The following is a 16,605-nucleotide window of genomic DNA, read 5'->3' on the forward strand; positions in this document are numbered from 1 at the left end:
TCTTGCCGTTTAGTTCTTAACCTGGGGGCGGGTTTACCCGCGCGGGTACACCCCGTCCTCCCCGAGCCGCGCGTCCGGGTCGAGCAGCAGCGCGATCTCGCCGTAGTGAACGTTGCCTTCGGCGAAGCGCCGGTTCTCCACCTGCGTGAACAGCTCGCGGCGGCCGGTCATGCCCGCCTCGAGCCAGCCGGCGCCGGCGCGCAGGCGGGCGGTGGCCCGCGAGCGCCACTCGGAAACAGACGCGCCTGAAGCAGCCAGCGCCGCCTCGAACACGCCCGGGTGCGCCAGCACCACAAGTGCACCGACGTGGCCGAAGCCCAGGGAGGTCAGGGCGGCGGCCTTCACGCTGCCGGCGCCCAGGGCCAGCGGGGCGCGCAGCCACACAAGGTTGCGGGCCTTGGCGCCCACCAGCGGGTCGACGCAGTCGAGCGACGCGTTGGCGGGGACGGTGCCGGTGGTGAGGACGTCGATAAGCCCGCCGACCTGGAACAATGCCGCGCCGGCCTTGGCGTGGCCCGTGAGCGTCTTCTGGGAGATGACGTAGAGGGGCGCGCGGGCGTCGCGGCCGATGGCCGGCCACAGGATGGAGTGCAGCTCGGACTCGTTCGGGTCGTTGGCGTTGGTGGAGGTGTCGTGCTTGGACAGCACGGTGACGTCGTCGGGCGAGAGCCCGAGCGAGGCCAGCGAGCGGGCCAGGCGGGAATCCGTGCCGCCGCGCGCCGCGCCGAGCACGCCCAGGCCGGGCGCCGGGATGGAGGTGTGGGCGCCGTCGCCGAAGGAGGAGGCGTAGGCGATGACGGCGCGCACCGGCAGCCCCAGCGAGGCGGCGACGGTGCCGCGCGCGATGAGCACGGTGCCGCCGCCCTCTGCCTCGAGGAAGCCGCCGCGGCGGCGGTCGTTGGCCCGGGAGATGAAGCGCTCGGAGATGCCCTTCGCGGTCATCGCGGCGGTCTCTGCGGTGGCGTTCATCTGGCCGAAGCCCTCGAGCGACTCGATCTGGACGTCGTCGATGCCGCCGGCGACGACGAAGTCGGCCTTGCCCACGGCGATCTTGTCCACGGCCTCCTCGATGGACACCGCGGCGGTGGCGCAGGCGCCGACCGGGTGGATCATCGAGCCGTAGCCGCCCACCAGCGACTGCATGACGTGGGCTGCGACGACGTTGGGCAGCGCCTCCTGCAGGATGTCGGTCTGGCGCTCCTCGCCGAGCAGGCGGGAGACGAACACCTGGTGCAGGGACTCCATGCCGCCGATGCCGGTGCCCTGGGTGGAGGCGACGTCGACGGGGTGGACGGCGCGCAGCAGCTCGGCGGGGGTGAACCCGGCGCCGACGAAGGCGTCGACGGCGGTGACCAGGTTCCACACGGAGATCCGGTCCATGTTGTCCACCATCTGCGCGGGGATGCCCCAGCGCGAGGGGTCAAAGTCGTCGGGCATCTGGCCGGCGACGGTGCGCGACAGCGTGGCCTTGCGCGGCACGCGGGCGGTGGCGCCGGCGAGGCGGGTGACGGTCCATTCGCCGTCGATAAGCTCGACCTTCGTCTTGCTCGGGTCGGCGACCTCGATGTCGCGGGCCGTGGCCTCGCTGTCGACGGTGAAGGTGATGTCGCGGTCGAGGTAGACCTCGGCGAGGTCGATGGAGCCCTTGTCGGTGAGGAAGTACTTGTCCGTCAGCTCGCGCACGCCGGCGCGGGCGACCACCTCGTCGCGGAAGCGCTCGTAGATGTCCTCCTCGGCGACGGCGTTGCCCTCGGCGTCGTACCAGCCGGGTGTCGGGTCTTCGGACCAGGTGACCAGGCCGGTCATCCAGGCCAGCTCGAGCACGCCGGCGGCGGTGAGGTCGACCGAGCCGTCGCGGCGGATGCCGTACTCGGCCTCGCGGCGGGTGCGCCCGGAGCCCCAGGAGGACACCTCGCCGAGGCCGACGATGACGATCATGTCGTCGAGGCTGCACGCCACCTCGCCGACCTGCGCGCCCTCCGGCTGCTCCGGGGTGGCCACGTTGGGCAGGGCCTTGATCGCGCTGTCGCGTGTCGACGCCCCCTCGGCGCCGTCCTCAACCTCCGCGCCGCGGGCGAGCTCGGCGATCGAGATGCCCGCCTCGCTCAGGCCACCGGTGAGGTCCAGGTCGAGCGGCGCCTCCGCGGCCCGCGCCCGGGCCTCGGGGGTGACCAGCCCCATGAGCTCGGCGGAGATCTCCTCGGGGCTCCACACGTGGATGCCGGCCTTCTCGGCGGCGGGGACGAGCACGTCGTTGTCGCCCATGAGCGCGGTGCCGGCGACCCAGCCGATGCGGGCCTGCGCCAGGGTGACGCCTTCGGGCCAGCCGGTCTCGGAGGACCACTTGTTCACCACCGCGTCGAGCGCGGCCTTGACCTCGCCGTAGGCGCCGTCGCCGCCGAAGGTGCCGCGGTTGGGCGAGCCCGGCAGGACCACGTGGGTGCGGGTGGCCGGGAAGTCGTCGGCGGCCTGCGCCAGCTCGGACAGGCGCGCGATGGTGCGCTCGAGCGACCACAGCAGGAGGCGCGCCTGGGTTTCGGCGTTGCCGCCGACCTCCGCCAGCGAGCCGGACACGCCGGGCGCGGCGAAGGGGAACGCCAGGGTGGGGGTCAGGGCCGGCTTGATCACGCGGACCTCGTTGCCCACCGTTTCGCGCTGCTCGGCGCCGATCCAGGAGGTCAGCGCGTCGATGTCGCGGTAGCTGGACAGGTTCGCCGGCACCAGCCAGAGCGCGGCCCCCGCCGAGGCGTGGTCGCGGTAGAGGGTGCGGGCGAACTCCTTGCGCGCCTGGGAGACGCGCGAGGCCGTCATGATCACGGTGGCGCCGCCCTCGAGCAGCCGCTCCACCAGCGCCGTGGCAATCGAGCCGGGGGCGGCGCCGGTGACCAGGGCGACGTCGCCGGCGTACGGCAGCTGCGGGCTGTCGAGCGCCGCCTCGGCGATCCGCGCCAGCGGGCCGGAGTAGCCGCGCTCGGCGTACCACTGCGCCTGCTCGGCGACGACGGGCCCGGTGCCGGCGAAGCGCTCGACCGCGATGTCGGCCTCTCCGAGGGCCACGCGCGCGAGGTCCTCGCGGGCTTGCGCCCAGCGGTCGTCGAAAAGCACGGCCTGGCGCTCGTCGAAGACCGGGGTGACCTGCTCGACCCAGCCGGCGCCGAGCTCGGCCTCGATGGTGTCGAGCACCGTCGTGTCCGGCGCCTCGACCTCGGGGTAGGCCTCCTCGACGCCGAGCTTGCTCAACAGGGTGCGCGCCGTGGACACGAGCGTGTCGGTGACCTCGGCCCGGTAGGCGTCCAGCGCCGCCGAGTCGACCACCCCGCCGCCGGAGCCGGTGGCGGCCGCGCCCTTGGACACGGCCTGGCCGTGGCGGGCGGCGACGTTGCCCACGGCCGCGTCGACGAGCGCCGCCGCGTCCGCCTTGGAGGCCACGCCCGGCAGCGTGGTCAGCGAGCCGCCGCGCACCGATTCTTCCGCGCGAGTGCCCAGCAGGATCTCCGCCTCCACGTGCGCGCTCCAGCTGGCGGGCAGGCCCCAGGCGCCGGTGACCTGCTCGGCCACGTAGCCGGGCTTCAGGCCCGCGGCGCCGAGGAGTGTGCGCAGGCGGGAGGTGATGGCCTCGCCCAGGACGCTGCCGAAGGGGGAGTAGCCGGGCGCGGCGGTGGTGACGCGCTCGCGCAGGGTGGCCACGTCGGCCTCGGCGGCGCCGTCGATGGCGGGCACGCCCAGCTCGGCGGACATGTCCATGAGCAGCTGGTTGCGGCGCGAGGACACGCCGCCGGTGAGCTCCTCGATGGTGTCCGAAGCGGAGATCTGCTCGGGGCGGATTTTGTTCTGGAAGGCGAAGAGCACCGTGATCGCCTCGGCGGCGCCGAAGGGCAGGTCGGTGGCGGGGGTCCCGGCCGCCTCCGGGGCGGGTTGGGCCGCGGGCGCCGCGGGCTCTGCAGCGGGCGCCGCGGCGGGGGCGGGCTCCGACACGTCCGGCTCCGACACGTCCGGCTCCGGCTCGGCCACCTCGGGCTCCGGAGCGGCGACGACGTCGTTGAGCATGACGCGGTCCTGTTCCGCCTCGACGTTGAGCACCGGCACGTGGCGGCCCACGACGTCCATCTCGCGCTTGGCCAGGTTGGTGAGCGTCGGGGAGGAGGCGAGGCCGACCTCGATGATCTGGTCGACGCGCTCGAGCAGCAGGTCCTGGGTTTCGATCCAGCGCACCGGGGAGGCGAACTGCCAGGCCAGAAGCTCGATGAGGAGGGTGCGCGCCAGCTCGTCGCGCTCGGCGGCGCCCACGTCGAGGCCGCGCAGGCGCTCGGCGGGCACGACGGCGGTGATGGCGTCGACGAAGTCCTGCGTGAGCTCGAAGGGGCGGGCCACGAGGTTGGGCACGTAGCGCCCGACGAGGGTGTCGGCGTCGATGGTGGCGGGCAGCAGCTCGTCGAGCTTGTCGGCGAAGGCGGGCACGCCGTCGCGCAGCACGCGCGAGTGGAAGGGCACGTCGATGCCGGGGACGGTGACGAAGGCGCGCTCGCGCACGGAGTTCGCGGCCTGCGCCAGGGCGGTCAGGCCCTTCTTCGTGCCGGCCACGGAGTACTGCTGGCCGGAGATGTTGTAGTTGACAATCTCCAAAAACTCCCCGGTGCGCTCCGCCACGCGGGCGACGTAGCCTTCGACCTCGTCGGCGGCGACGCCGATCATGTTCGGGCGCAGCGCCCCCATGCCGTACTCGGAGTTGCCCTCGGCGTCGCGCGGCACGAGCGAGCCCATCGCGGAGCCGCGGGAGTAGACGATGTCGATGACGGCCTCGAGGTCGAAGATGTTCGCCAGGGAGGCCAGCGCGGTGTACTCGCCGAGAGAGTGACCGGCGTACAACGCCCCCGACGCCAGGGCGTTGCCCACCCGCAGGCGCTCCGTCTGCGCGTAGGCGACGACGGCGAGCGCCACCTGGGTGAACTGCGTCAGGTGCAAAACGCCCTGCGGGTGCTTGAACTCGGTGCCACGCACCGTGAGGGAGGTCGGGTTCTCGTCTACGATCCGGCGGATGGAAAAGCCGAGGTGGGAGCGGGTGTGGCGGTCGGCGCGGCGCCAGATCTCGCGGGCCGCCGGGCTCGCGTCGCGGTCGGCGGCGCCCATACCCTCGGACTGCACGCCCTGGCCGGGGTAGACGTACGCGGTCGTCGGCTGGGCGAGCAGCGCCTGGCCGCGGGAGACGACCTCGCCGCCGATGCGGCAGGTCACCTCCAGTGCGGGGCGCACGCCGACGCGGCCGACGCGCTCGACGGTGATCTCCACCTCGTCGTCGAGCTGCACCATGCCGTACATGGAGTAGGTCCAGCCGGTCACGGCCCCGTGGCGCCCGGCGAGGTGCTGCGCGGTGGCCGAGAGCCACATGCCGTGCACCAGCGGGGCCTTGAGGCCGACCAGGCCGGAGGCGTTGAAGGAGGTGTGGATCGGGTTGTAGTCGCCCGAGACCAGCGCAAAGGGGGTCATGTCGTGCGGGGCGGTGACCGTGGCGCGGTCGACGAAGGAGCGCGGCGTGGCCTCCACGAGCCCGGCGTCGGCGCCGCCGCCGAAGGCGGGGGCCGGCTGCGGCGGGGTGGCCACGGTGGCGCGCCCGCGGATGGCGAAGCGGTGCATCTGGGTGGCCACGAGCCGCTCGCCGTCGCGGAGCTCGAGCTCCACGGTGACGATGCGCCCGGAGGCGGACTCGTCGATGGCGCTGCAGCGGGAAGTGACGGTGATGGTGCGGCCGTCGGCAAGCTCAGCGAGCGGCACGCGCAGGTCGATGACGTGGTCGAGGTGCACCGCGTTGAGCAGGCCCTCGATGACGGGGAAGCCGCTGGGCAGCAGGCCGGAGCCGAGCGCGGTGTAGATCGCGGGCCAGCACGGCCCGACGAGCGCGTCCGGGGTGCCGGCGGGCACGTCCGTGCCCAGCGCCGCGCCGGTGACGGCGGTGTGCACCCGGAGCAGGGAGGCGGGGAAGGTGAAGGACGAGGTGGCCACGCCGAAGGGAGCGTCGGCGGTGACGGAGCCCTCGGCGATGCGCGGCATCTCGGTGATGGCGTCGCCCGCCTCGGAGGTGGAGCCCACGCCGGCCAGCCCGGCGAGCAGCGTGTACACGGAGCGCGGCAGGCGCTCGTCGGAGACCACCGGCGAGCCGCCAGTGGCCACGCCAGAGGGCAGGTCGATGGGGATGGTCACCTCGCGCACGTAGAAGGGGCGCTGGCTCTCCGGCAGGTCGTCCCAGGCGGAGTCGGTGATCACCCGGATGGCCCAGCCGTCATCCTCGCGGACGATCTCGTAGGCCTCGGGCCGCATCGTGTGCGCGGGGTTGTCCATGAGGTGGCCGTGCCAGACCAGCGTCGGCGCGGCGCGCAGGTACTCCTCGACGCTTTCCGCGTCCGCGAGGCGGGAGTAGAGGCCGTGGACGGGGGTGCCGGCGCCCTGAAGCGACTGCGTTGCCGCTCCTTCGAAGCGGGCGAGCAGCTCGGCGACGGGCTCGTTCTTCTTCGTGATACCCGCCACCGCCACGGGGCCGGGGATGATGCGCACCTGGTCGGCGGTGTAGCGCTCGTCCTGGGCCTGCCACAGCGTGTCCTTGCCAAACCACGATTTCAGGTCGCCGTCGATCGCCGGGACCCACGGCATCGGCTTGGGGTAGGCGTAGTGCAGGCCGATCCACCACGCGGCGTCGCGCGGGGAGACGGTCGCCTCCCGCGCCTGCGGGTAGGCCGCGAGCAGCTTCTCGACGGCCCGAGGGGCGTCCACCCCCGCCTCCGGGAAGAGGGTGTCAATCTCGCCGTGGTCGGCCTCGTTCAGGCGCGCCTCGACGCGCTGGAGCAGCGAGTGGAAGCGCGCGTGCCAGGAGGCGTCGACGAACGGGTGGGCCAGCTCCACGAAGCGTTCGACCCACTCGGCGTACGTCATGGTCTCCACGTCGCCGAAGTAGGGCTTGGAGGTCTTTGCCAGCGCGGCGATGATCTCCTCGCGCCGGGGCTCGTAGTCCTCGATGGGCATGTTGGTGATCAGCCGCGACGCCTTGGCAAAGGAGTTGTCCAGGTCGTGGATGTCCGCCAGCAGGTGGCTCTGGGAGGAGGCGACGCCGTTGCGGGCGGTGCCGCGCGAGACCCAGCCGCCGTTGTCCTCCGGTTTGATCCCGGCGGTGTTGACCAGCAGGTCCTTGACGGAGTCGGTCGCCTTGGCCTCCCTGGTGGCCATGGCGACGGTGCCGATGAAGACGGCGTCGACGGGCATGTGCGGCAGCTCCCAGCGGGCGGCCCAGCTGCCGGTGATGAGCTCGGCGGCGCGCTCGGGGGAGAAGATGCCGCCGCCGGCCGCGAGGTAGACGTTGTCGCGGGAGCGGACCTCGGCGTAGGTGTCAATGAGCATGTCGTCCAGGTCCACCCACGAGTGGTGGCCGCCGGCGTGGCCGTCCTCGATCATGAGGATGATGGGCACCTCGGGGTTGGCGTCCGCGATGGCCAGCGCGTCGCGGATCTGCTTGGTGGTGCCGGGCTTGAAGGCAACGTAGGGGAAGCCGTCGGCGTGCAGCTGCGCGAGCAGCTCGGTGGCCTCCTCGACCTCGGGGATGCCGGCCGAGACGCACACGCCGTTGAAGGGGGCCCCGGCGGCGCGGGCCTTGGGCACCATGCGGGTCTGCCCGAAGTGCATGTTCCACAAAAAGCGGTCGAAGAACATGGTGTTGAACTGCGCGGTGCGCCCCGGCTCAAGCCGCTCCACGAGGGTGTTCTTGTGCTCGTTGAATACGTCCTCGGAGTACATGCCGCCGCCGGCGAGTTCCGTCCAGTAGCCGGCGTTGGCAGCCGCGGCGACGATCTCGCCGTCGGCGGAGGTGGGCGTCATGCCGCCGAGGATGACCGGCGATAGACCCGTGAGCGTGGAAAAGCGCGTCTGGGTGTAGGTCTTGCCGTCGGGCAGGCGAACCAGGCGCGGGGCGTAGCGCGAGTAGTCGGCCGCCTGCGGCAGGCTCGCGCCGGGCACGGCCAGGTTGTCGCGCTTGGCGGCGGAATCGACCGTAACCACGGCCACGCCGGTGCCCGCGGTGAGCTTCGCGGTAATGGTGGACACCGCAGAGTCGAGCGAGAGGATGTGGCTCGGAGCGGCGCCGAGGAGCTCGCGCACCTTCGCGGGCCAGTCGTGGGTGTCCACCAGGATCGCCTGGGCCAGCTCGCGCGGGGAGTCCTCGCCGAGGTCAATGCCGCATTTTTCTGCCCACTCGGCGGCCAGCTCGACGGCCGCGGTGTTGGTGGGCGAGTGGAAGGGGTAGGCGACGGGGAGGGCGTCGAAAAGCGGGGCGATTTCGGAACCGCCGAACTCCGCCGCCTCAAGGCGCGCGTTGTACGCCGCGGCGAAGGCCTCGATGCGCCCGCGGGCGGCGTCGAGCTCGCCGGGCTCGCCCGCCAGCACGACGTGGTGCGGCCCGTTGATCACCGAGACGAGCTCGCCCGCATGCTTGTCGACGTCCCCCCGGTGCAACCCCCGCACGCTGAGCATCCGGGGGGCCGTGTCGCCCGCCCCGTGGGTCGCGGAGGCGGCGGCGCCCAGGATGAGCGCGAAGGCGAGCGCGTGTTCGGGGTGGCGCACCGCCGCCACGCCGAGGCTGCCCTGGGAGTGGCCGGCGAGGATCGCGCCGTCGACGTCGAGGCCCAGCGAGCGCAGCTGCTCCACCGCAGCGATCTGGGCGAGGACGATGCCGGGCACGCTGACGGCGGGGAAGGCGTCGATGTCCGCGGTGTCGGCGGGCTGGTCCGGGTCTATGAGCGTGCGCAGGCGCTGGGCGGCCCCCGGTACCGCGGAGGCCAGCGGGCGGGCGACCGGGCCGGTGAGCTCGCGGGCCGCGGCGAGCAGCCCGGTCAGCTGGGAGTGGAGGAGGGGGCTAGTGGTGGCGTCGGAAAGCGCGGCCTGCCAGGCGCTGCCCTGGCCCTGGAAGACGATGGCGGGGGTGGTGATGGAGGAAAGGGGAGTGAGCGACATCGGCGAAAAGTCTTTCGTGAGAAGAGAAAGGGGCGGGGGTTAAAGCGGCATGTTGCCGTGCTTGCGGGCGGGGCGAGAGACGGTCTTGTCCCGGTACAGGCGCAGGTTGGCGGCCACGGCCTGGCGGGTCTCCGAGGGCAGGATGACGGCGTCGATCAGCCCGCGCTCGGCGGCGCGGTAGGGGTTCAAGATGGCGTCTTCGTACTCGCGCTCGTAGCTCTTGATCAGCTCGGCGAGCTCCTCGCCGTCCATCCCGGACTCGCGGGCGGCCTTGATTTCTTTGCGGTTGATGAAGCCGACGGCGCCCGCCGCGCCCATCACCGCGATCTGCGCGGTGGGCCACGCGAGGTTGACGTCGGCGCCTAGGCCCTTCGAGCCCATCACGCAGTAGGCGCCGCCGTAGGACTTGCGCATGGTGACGGTGATCTTGGGCACCGTGGCCTCGGCGTAGGCGTAGAGCAGCTTCGCGCCGCGGCGCAGGATGCCGCCGTGCTCCTGGCTCGCGCCGGGCAGGAAGCCGGGCACGTCGACGAGCAGCACGAGGGGGATGTTGAAGGCGTCGACGGTGCGCACGAAGCGGGCGGCCTTCTCGCTGGAGTCGATGTCGAGGCAGCCGGCGAAGACGCTCGGCTGGTTGGCCAGGAAGGCGACGACTTCGCCGTCGATACGCGCGAGCGCGGTGACGACGTTCTCCGCGCGCTTTTCCATGATTTCGAAGAACTCCCCGTCGTCGGCGAGGCGCGTGATCACCTCGCGCACGTCGTAGGGCTGGTTGGGCGAGTCGGGGATGATCTCGTCGAGCTCGAGGTCGGCGGCTGTGATCTCGGGCTCGGGGTCCGCGGGCTCGGCCGGGGGAGTGTGGCGCGCGCTCGAGGGCAAGTAGCCGACGAGGTCGGTGACCCAATCGAGGGCGTCCTCGTCGGAGGAGGCGACGTAGTGGCAGTTGCCGGCCTGCGTCATGTGCACCCACGCGCCGCCGAGTTCCTCCTGGGTGATCTGCTCGCCGGTGACGGTGGTGATGACGTCGGGGCCGGTGACGAACATGCGCGACTTCTGGTCCACCATGACCACGAAGTCCGTCAGCGCAGGGGAGTAGGCGTTGCCGCCGGCGCAGGCGCCCATGATCACGGAGATCTGCGGAACGACGCCGGAGGCCTCGACGTTCTGGCGGAAGGTTTGGGCGATCCAGTCGAGGGAGACCGCGCCCTCCTGGATGCGGGCCCCGGCGCCCTCGTAGAGGCCGATGAGCGGGCGGCCGGTGGTGACGGCGAGCTGTTGGATTTTCACCATCTTTTCGCCGTAGACCTCGCCGAGCGCCCCGCCGAAGACGGTGCCGTCCTGGGAGAACACGCAGACCTCGCGGCCGTCGATGGTGCCCCAGCCGGTGACGATGCCGTCGGTGAGCGGGCGCCGCGCCTGCATCCCGAACTCGTGGGTGCGGTGGCGCACCAGCTGGTCGGTCTCGACGAAGGAGCCCTCGTCGAGGAGGTAGTCCAGGCGCTCCCGGGCGGTGAGGCGCCCGGATTCACGCACCTTCTCGTGAGCTTTCTCGCCCATCGGGGTCTGTGCTTCGGCGCGGCGCCTCTTCAGGTCCGCGATCTTCTGGGCAGTGGTCTGGGGCCCGTCGAGGGCGTCCAGTTCGCTGAGGTGGGAAGAAACCGTCATGCGGGGGAGTCTAAGGTTTGGCCGCGCTCGTTAGAACCAGCAAACCACCAAAACCTACGAATTGGTAGGTTACTGAAAGGTAAGTTATGGCGTTGCCGTGCTGATATGCTGCCGGTGTGATTTTCGCCACTCTATTGCTGTGAAGGAGTCAGGATGTACGTCGGGACGGACATAGTGCACATCCCGGGGTGCGCGGAGCAGCTCGCCACGCCCGGGTCGCGCTTTAGCGCGGTCTTCAGCGAGCGCGAGCTGCGTGCCTGCGCCGCCAAGCCCAACCGCGCGGCCTCTCTCGCGGCTCGGTGGGCGGCGAAGGAGGCCTATATCAAGGCGTGGTCCCAGTCGCTCTACGGCTCCCCGCCGCCCGTCGCCGCGGACGCCGTGGACTTCGCCGAGATCGAGGTTGTGCCCGACGCCTTCGGGCGCGTCGCCATCGTGCTGCGCGGCGCGCTGGCGCGGGTGGGGCCGCCTGTGGTGTCGCTGTCGCTGTCCCACGACGGGGACTATGCGGTGGCGGTGTGCGTGGTTCTCCCGCGCGAGAATTCAATGTGATGAACATTAAAGTTCACTAGTTGGAAAAAGGGCGCGCGGGGCTGCTACCGTACCCGTATGACCGATAGGACATCCGCCCCCACCGTGCGCGACATTCCGCGCGAACAAGGCTGTGACGTGGTGTATTTCTCTTCGGTGAGCGAAAACACCCACCGGTTCGTCGCCCGGCTCGACCGGCCCGGCAACCGGATCCCCCTGCGCCCCCGGCAAGACGGCATGATCCGGGTGCACCGGCCCTACGTGCTGGTCGTTCCCACCTACGGGGGAGGCCGGCGCGCCCGGGCCGTGCCGCACCAGGTGATCGCCTTTCTCAACGATGCCCACAACCGCGCCCTCCTCCGCGGCGTCATCGTGGGCGGCAACCGCAACTTCGGCGCCGACTACTGCATCGCCGGGCCCATCATCGCGAAAAAGTGCGGTGTCCCCGTGCTGCACCGCTTTGAGCTCCTTGGCACGCCGCGCGACGTCGACACGGCCAACCGCATTCTGTGTTCCCTCTTCGGCCCCGCGGCCGAACCCTCCCCACGAAAGGAAGTTTCCCTGTGAGCGCCATCAAGCACTCGCTTCTCGACGCCTCCCTCACGCCCCCGCAGTTCGCCCGCGATCCCCGCGCTCGCCTGCGCCCGATTAACTGGAACCGCGTCCAGGATGAAAAAGACCTCGAGGTGTGGAACCGCCTCACCGCGAACTTCTGGTTGCCGGAGAAGGTCCCGCTGTCCAACGACCTGCCCGACTGGAAGCAGCTTCCCGAGCTCCAGCGGCGCCAGACCATCCGCGTGTTCACCGGCCTGACCATGCTGGATACCGTGCAGGCCACCGTCGGCGAGATCGTCCAGATCCAGGACGCGAAAACCGAACACGAGCAGGCCGTCTACACCAACATCGCGTTCATGCAGTCGATCCACGCGAAGTCCTACTCCTCGGTGTTTTCCACACTCACCAGTACCCCGGAGATCGACGACGCCTACGCCTGGGCCGTGGGCAACGACGTGCTGCAAGCGCGCGCGAAGAAGGTCCTCGAGCATTATTTCGGCCCGGACCCGCTGAAGCGGAAGGCGGCCTCCACTCTGTGCTCCTCGCTCATGCTCTACGCCGGCTTCTACCTGCCCCTATACCTGGCGGCGCGCTCGCGGCTGATGAACACAGCCGATATGATCCGCCTCATCCTGCGCGACAAGGCGGTGCACGGCTACTACTCCGGGTACAAATACCAGCGCGGCCTGGACGCCGAGCCCGCTGCGCGCCGGAAGGAAATGGGCACCTTCGTCCACGACCTGCTTGACGAGCTCTACGAACTCGAACTCGAATACAGCCGCGAGCTCTACGCTCCGCTGGGCCTAGCAGACGGGGTGGCGGTGTTTATCCGCTACAACGCCAACAAGGCGATGATGAACCTCGGCTACCCCGCCTACTTCGCGCCCGAGGACACCGAGGTCGCGCCCGAGGTCCTCAGCGCCCTATCCCCGGGGGCCGACGAAAACCACGACTTCTTCTCCGGCTCCGGTTCCTCCTACGTGATGGGCACCTCCGAAGACACCGACGACGAGGACTGGGACTTCTAGCGGCGGACCTACTGGAAAGCTAGCTGGCGCGGGCGAGGTGGCGTCGAAAAGCAATATGCTCGAACGCATGACAGTTCGAGACATCTCTTTTATCCAGGACAAGGTCGCCGAGACGTGGCGCGACGTGCGGTGGGTCGAGTCGGTCGGTTCGACGAACGCGGAGCTGCTTGCCAGCGGCGCGCCCGGCGACATCCTTATTGCCGACGAACAAACCGCGGGGCGCGGCCGGAAGGGGCGCAACTGGGTCACTCCGCGCGGCTCGCAGCTGTGCTTCAGTGCGCTGCTCGAGGCCGACCCAGCCGAGCGGCTCGGCCTCCTGCCGCTGGCGACGGGCCTGGCGGTGGCGGACGTCATCCCCGAGGCGCGGCTGAAGTGGCCTAACGACGTGCTGATACATGGCAGGAAGCTGGCCGGCATCCTCTCCGAGGCGGACTTCGACGCCGCGACCCCACGCGTCGTCGTGGGCGTTGGCATCAACGTCGCGTGGCGGCGCGAGGAGCTGCCGGTGGAGACGGCGACCTCCCTTAACCTCGAGGGCATCGACGTGGAGTGGGACCCGTTTGCCGCTGATATCCTGCTGGCCCTCGGCGAGCGCGTGCGCCAGTGGCGCGAGGACGCGGAGCAGCTGCTGCAGGACTACCGCGCAGTCTGCGCGACGATCGGGCAGCGTGTGCGCCTCGAGCGCGTGGGCGGCGACGTCGAGGGCACGGTGGACGGCGTGAGCGAGACCGGCGAAATCCTCATTGACGGCACCGCCTACTCTGCGGGCGACGTGACTCACCTGCGCCCGGCGAACTAACATAACCGCCTGTGACTGGGATGAAGGTGCGGGAAGGCGAGGTCGTCCTTGCCGATACCTGCGAGCCCACCTCCGGCCTGGTCTTCCCGCTGTTGGAAACGATCGTGGTCACCGGAGTGTGCTGGATAGCGATCGGGTGGATGGACGCGAACGGTATAGCGGCGGGCTTTCGAAACCTCGTTGTAGCGCTGTGGGCGGTGCTGGTCGTGCTGCGGTTTGTGCGCCCGGTCGTGGCGTCGCGCAGGCGCCGCTTCATGGTGACCAACCAGCGGGTGCTGGCGCGCAGCGGGTCCGGCGGCGTGGACTCGATCCCTTTGGAGCAGATCCATTCGGTGCGGCGCTCGCGCGCGGGGTTGTCGCTGTGGGTCCACGGCCTTGACCGGCCGCTTTTGTACCCGGCGGTGGGGCGGGCGAAGAAGGTGCAGAAGATTCTCAACGGCCAGGTGCGCTCGCCCCGCTACCGCTAGTGTCGGCCCTGGGCACTAATGTGGGTGGGCGTGATGGATTCAGCAGACATGCCCACTGTCGTCGTTATCGGCGACGGCCAGCTCGCCCGCATGATGCACCCCGCCGCGATCGAGCTCGGTTTGGAGATGCGCGTTCTGGCCGGCGCCGAGGACGCCTCCGCCGCCCAGGTCTTCGGCGAGGTGAGCCTGGGCGATTACACAGACCTTAAAGCGCTGGAGCAGGTGACCGAGGGCGCCGACGCGGTCACCTTCGACCACGAGCACGTGCCCAACGAACACCTGCAGACGCTGATCGGCGAACACGTCACCGTCGAGCCCCGCCCCGAAGCCCTCCTCTACGCCCAGGACAAGCTGGAGCAGCGCACGAAGCTGCGCGCCATCGGTGCCCCGGTGCCTGAGTTCGCCCCGATCACTTCAGCCGCCGAGGCCCGCGACTTCTGGGAGCTCGTCGACGGCGAGGTGTGCCTGAAAGCTACCCGCGGCGGCTACGACGGCCACGGCGTGTGGTTCCCGGCCTCCGCGGAGGAGTTCGAGTCCCTAGCCAAGGAGCTGCTCGGGCACTCCACGCCCCTCTACGCCGAGCGCAAAATCGCCTTCGACCGCGAGCTTTCCGCCATGGTCGCGCGCACCCGCTCCGGCGAGGTCCGCGCCTGGCCTGTCGTCGAGTCGATCCAGGACGGCGGCGTGTGCCGCGTGGCCATTGCGCCCGCGCCCGACCTCGGCGCCGAGCTGGCCGCGCAGTGCCAGGACCTCGCCGTGCGCATCGCCCAAGAGCTGGACGTCACCGGAGTGCTCGCCGTCGAACTATTCGAAGTGGACGGCACCATCGCGGTCAACGAGCTGGCCATGCGCCCGCACAACACCGGCCACTGGACCCAGAACGGCTGTGTTACCAGCCAGTTCGAGCAGCACCTGCGGGCCGTCCTCGACTGGCCGCTCGGAGCGACGGACTCGGTGGCGCCGTACACCGTGATGGTGAACACCCTCGGCGGGGACCACGACCCGGAGATGCCGATGCGCCAGCGTGTCACCGAAGTAATGCGCCGCTACCCCGAGGCCAAGATCCACCTCTACGGCAAGGACTGGCGCCCGGGCCGCAAGATGGGCCACGTCAACGTCACCGGCACCGACTTGGGCGCCGTGCGCGCGGTGGCCGAGGACGCCGCGCACTTCATCGTCAACGCGGAATGGAGGTAAGCATGCAGCCGCTCGTTGGCCTGATCATGGGCTCCGATTCAGACTGGGACACCGTCGCCCCCGCGGCCGAGGTCCTCGCCGAGTTCGGCCTTCCCTTCGAGGTGGGCGTCGTCTCCGCCCACCGCACCCCGGAGAAGATGCTGGCCTACGCCAAAGAGGCGCACACGCGCGGGCTGAAGGTCATCATCGCCTGCGCCGGGGGAGCGGCGCACCTGCCGGGCATGGTCGCCGCGGCCACGCCGCTGCCGGTCATCGGCATCCCCCGCGCGCTGAAGGACCTCGACGGCCTGGATTCGCTGCTGTCCATCGTCCAGATGCCCGGCGGGGTGCCCGTGGCCACGGTCTCCATCGGCGGGGCGAAAAACGCCGGGCTGCTCGCCGCGCGCATCATTGGCGCCTCCGACCCGGCGGTGCTGAAGAAGATGTCCGACTACCAGGCGGACATGGCCGCAGAGGTGGAGCGCAAGGACGAGGCGCTGCGCACCCGCCTGATGGGTGAATAGCCAGCCCATCCTCGTCCTCGGCGCCCGCGTTATCGACGGGCGCCCCTGCCGCATGCTTGAGGCTCGTTTGTCGACGGCTCATGCCCTCTGGCTCCGCAACCCCCAGCGCCCCCTCGTGGTCAGCGGCAGGGGAGAGGCCGAGGCGATGTCCCGCTGGCTCACCGAACGGGGAGTCCCGCGGGAGGCGATCACCCTCGAACCCGACGCCTGCTCCACCAACGAGAACCTGGAGAAGACGCGCGTTCTCTTCCCCGACGCCGACCACCTGGTGGTGGTCACCAACGCCTTCCACGTCGCCCGCACCCGCGTGTGGGCCTGGCACCTGGGCATCCCGGTGCAGGTGGTGGGTGCCCCGACCCCGCGGCGCTCGCGGGCGAAGAACTACGCCCGGGAGGTCGTGGCCCTGCCGCACTCCGCTGCGCGGGTGGTGTGGCGACGCGTGCGCGCAAGTTGTCGAGCCTCGCCCCGCCACCGGCCTGGCCCAGGGCAATAACGCGCAATGGGTCCGCAAACACGAGGCGGCGTATCGGGCGCCGCAGTGACGGTGGGCGTGCCCGGCTGGTTCCGAGAGTCCGCACTGCGGACTCTCCCGGCACACCCGCCCGGGGACGACCCGTGGGCGAAGGCGCCGCCCTGGGAGGAGCCGCGAGCGCGGTGCCCTTTTCCAGCTACATTCCTTAGGCGCGCAGGCGCCGCCACCGCCGCACCATCAGCCATGTGGCCGCGACGAGTGCGCCGGCGAGCAGGCCGGGCCAGATGGCGGGCTCGGGGCGAAACAGGTTGATCACCGCCTGGATGAGCGCGAGGGCGGCGAAGAAGCCGAGGAAGCCGATCGCGCTCTGCCAGAGGAGGTCCGTGCGGGAATTCACGGGTGC

Annotated in this window: 11 protein-coding genes; 8 read left to right on the top strand and 3 right to left on the bottom strand. The window is 70.7% G+C overall.

From position 1 onward, the window contains the following. Positions 1–33 precede the first annotated feature (33 nt). Together CAURIS_RS02705 and CAURIS_RS02710 are read right to left on the bottom strand one after the other, a co-directional pair. Positions 34–8,988 carry a type I polyketide synthase gene (locus CAURIS_RS02705; protein WP_290342703.1) on the bottom strand — a complete coding sequence of 2,985 codons (8,955 nt, stop codon included), beginning with the start codon at positions 8,986–8,988 and terminating at the stop codon, positions 34–36. A gap of 39 nt (positions 8,989–9,027) precedes the next feature. Beyond that, complete coding sequence (locus CAURIS_RS02710) at positions 9,028–10,653, bottom strand: acyl-CoA carboxylase subunit beta (protein ID WP_290342704.1); 1,626 nt, start codon at positions 10,651–10,653, stop codon at positions 9,028–9,030. A 153-nt stretch (positions 10,654–10,806) separates the two neighbouring features. On the opposite strand from CAURIS_RS02710, the gene acpS reads away from it, so the two are divergent. The 8 genes from acpS (at position 10,807) to CAURIS_RS02750 (ending at position 16,223) form a co-directional block, all read left to right on the top strand. Next, the gene (acpS, locus tag CAURIS_RS02715) at positions 10,807–11,202 is read left to right on the top strand and encodes a holo-ACP synthase AcpS (protein WP_290342705.1); all 396 of its coding nucleotides are present in this window, start codon (positions 10,807–10,809) and stop codon (positions 11,200–11,202) included. A 57-nt stretch (positions 11,203–11,259) separates the two neighbouring features. Continuing rightward, positions 11,260–11,748, top strand: a complete 489-nt coding sequence (nrdI, locus tag CAURIS_RS02720) for a class Ib ribonucleoside-diphosphate reductase assembly flavoprotein NrdI (RefSeq protein WP_290342706.1) — start codon at positions 11,260–11,262, stop codon at positions 11,746–11,748. Next, entirely contained in the window at positions 11,745–12,764 is a 1,020-nt protein-coding gene (nrdF, locus tag CAURIS_RS02725; RefSeq protein WP_435384016.1) for a class 1b ribonucleoside-diphosphate reductase subunit beta, read from the top strand. Before nrdI ends, nrdF begins: the two co-directional genes overlap by 4 nt. 67 nt (positions 12,765–12,831) lie before the next feature. Next, a complete protein-coding gene (locus tag CAURIS_RS02730) occupies positions 12,832–13,563 on the top strand; it encodes a biotin--[acetyl-CoA-carboxylase] ligase (protein WP_290342707.1) in 732 nt (243 codons plus the stop codon). A gap of 20 nt (positions 13,564–13,583) precedes the next feature. Further along, the gene (locus CAURIS_RS02735; protein WP_290343285.1) at positions 13,584–14,030 is read left to right on the top strand and encodes a hypothetical protein; all 447 of its coding nucleotides are present in this window, start codon (positions 13,584–13,586) and stop codon (positions 14,028–14,030) included. 48 nt (positions 14,031–14,078) lie between these two features. Beyond that, positions 14,079–15,227: a 5-(carboxyamino)imidazole ribonucleotide synthase gene (locus tag CAURIS_RS02740; RefSeq protein WP_290343286.1), complete on the top strand. Its 1,149-nt coding sequence runs from the start codon at positions 14,079–14,081 to the stop codon at positions 15,225–15,227. Between the two features lie 2 nt (positions 15,228–15,229). Continuing rightward, complete coding sequence (purE, locus tag CAURIS_RS02745) at positions 15,230–15,730, top strand: 5-(carboxyamino)imidazole ribonucleotide mutase (protein ID WP_290342708.1); 501 nt, start codon at positions 15,230–15,232, stop codon at positions 15,728–15,730. Beyond that, the gene (locus CAURIS_RS02750) at positions 15,723–16,223 is read left to right on the top strand and encodes a YdcF family protein (RefSeq protein WP_435384017.1); all 501 of its coding nucleotides are present in this window, start codon (positions 15,723–15,725) and stop codon (positions 16,221–16,223) included. The genes purE and CAURIS_RS02750 overlap by 8 nt, the downstream gene beginning before the upstream one ends. 184 nt (positions 16,224–16,407) lie before the next feature. Here the strand turns inward: CAURIS_RS02750 and CAURIS_RS02755 are convergent, their stop codons facing one another. After that, positions 16,408–16,599: a PEP-CTERM sorting domain-containing protein gene (locus CAURIS_RS02755; protein ID WP_290342709.1), complete on the bottom strand. Its 192-nt coding sequence runs from the start codon at positions 16,597–16,599 to the stop codon at positions 16,408–16,410. Positions 16,600–16,605: the final 6 nt, after the last annotated feature.

This window comes from Corynebacterium auris (assembly GCF_030408575.1).
GTDB classification, from domain to species: domain Bacteria; phylum Actinomycetota; class Actinomycetes; order Mycobacteriales; family Mycobacteriaceae; genus Corynebacterium; species Corynebacterium auris.

Coding starts and splice junctions, on each gene's coding strand:
- CAURIS_RS02705 (WP_290342703.1), bottom strand. CDS start 8,988: ATGTCGCTCACTCCCCTTTCCTCCATCACCACCCCCGCCATCGTCTTC.
- CAURIS_RS02710 (WP_290342704.1), bottom strand. CDS start 10,653: ATGACGGTTTCTTCCCACCTCAGCGAACTGGACGCCCTCGACGGGCCC.
- CAURIS_RS02735 (WP_290343285.1), top strand. CDS start 13,584: ATGAAGGTGCGGGAAGGCGAGGTCGTCCTTGCCGATACCTGCGAGCCC.
- CAURIS_RS02730 (WP_290342707.1), top strand. CDS start 12,832: ATGACAGTTCGAGACATCTCTTTTATCCAGGACAAGGTCGCCGAGACG.
- nrdI (WP_290342706.1), top strand. CDS start 11,260: ATGACCGATAGGACATCCGCCCCCACCGTGCGCGACATTCCGCGCGAA.
- CAURIS_RS02740 (WP_290343286.1), top strand. CDS start 14,079: ATGCCCACTGTCGTCGTTATCGGCGACGGCCAGCTCGCCCGCATGATG.
- acpS (WP_290342705.1), top strand. CDS start 10,807: ATGTACGTCGGGACGGACATAGTGCACATCCCGGGGTGCGCGGAGCAG.
- purE (WP_290342708.1), top strand. CDS start 15,230: ATGCAGCCGCTCGTTGGCCTGATCATGGGCTCCGATTCAGACTGGGAC.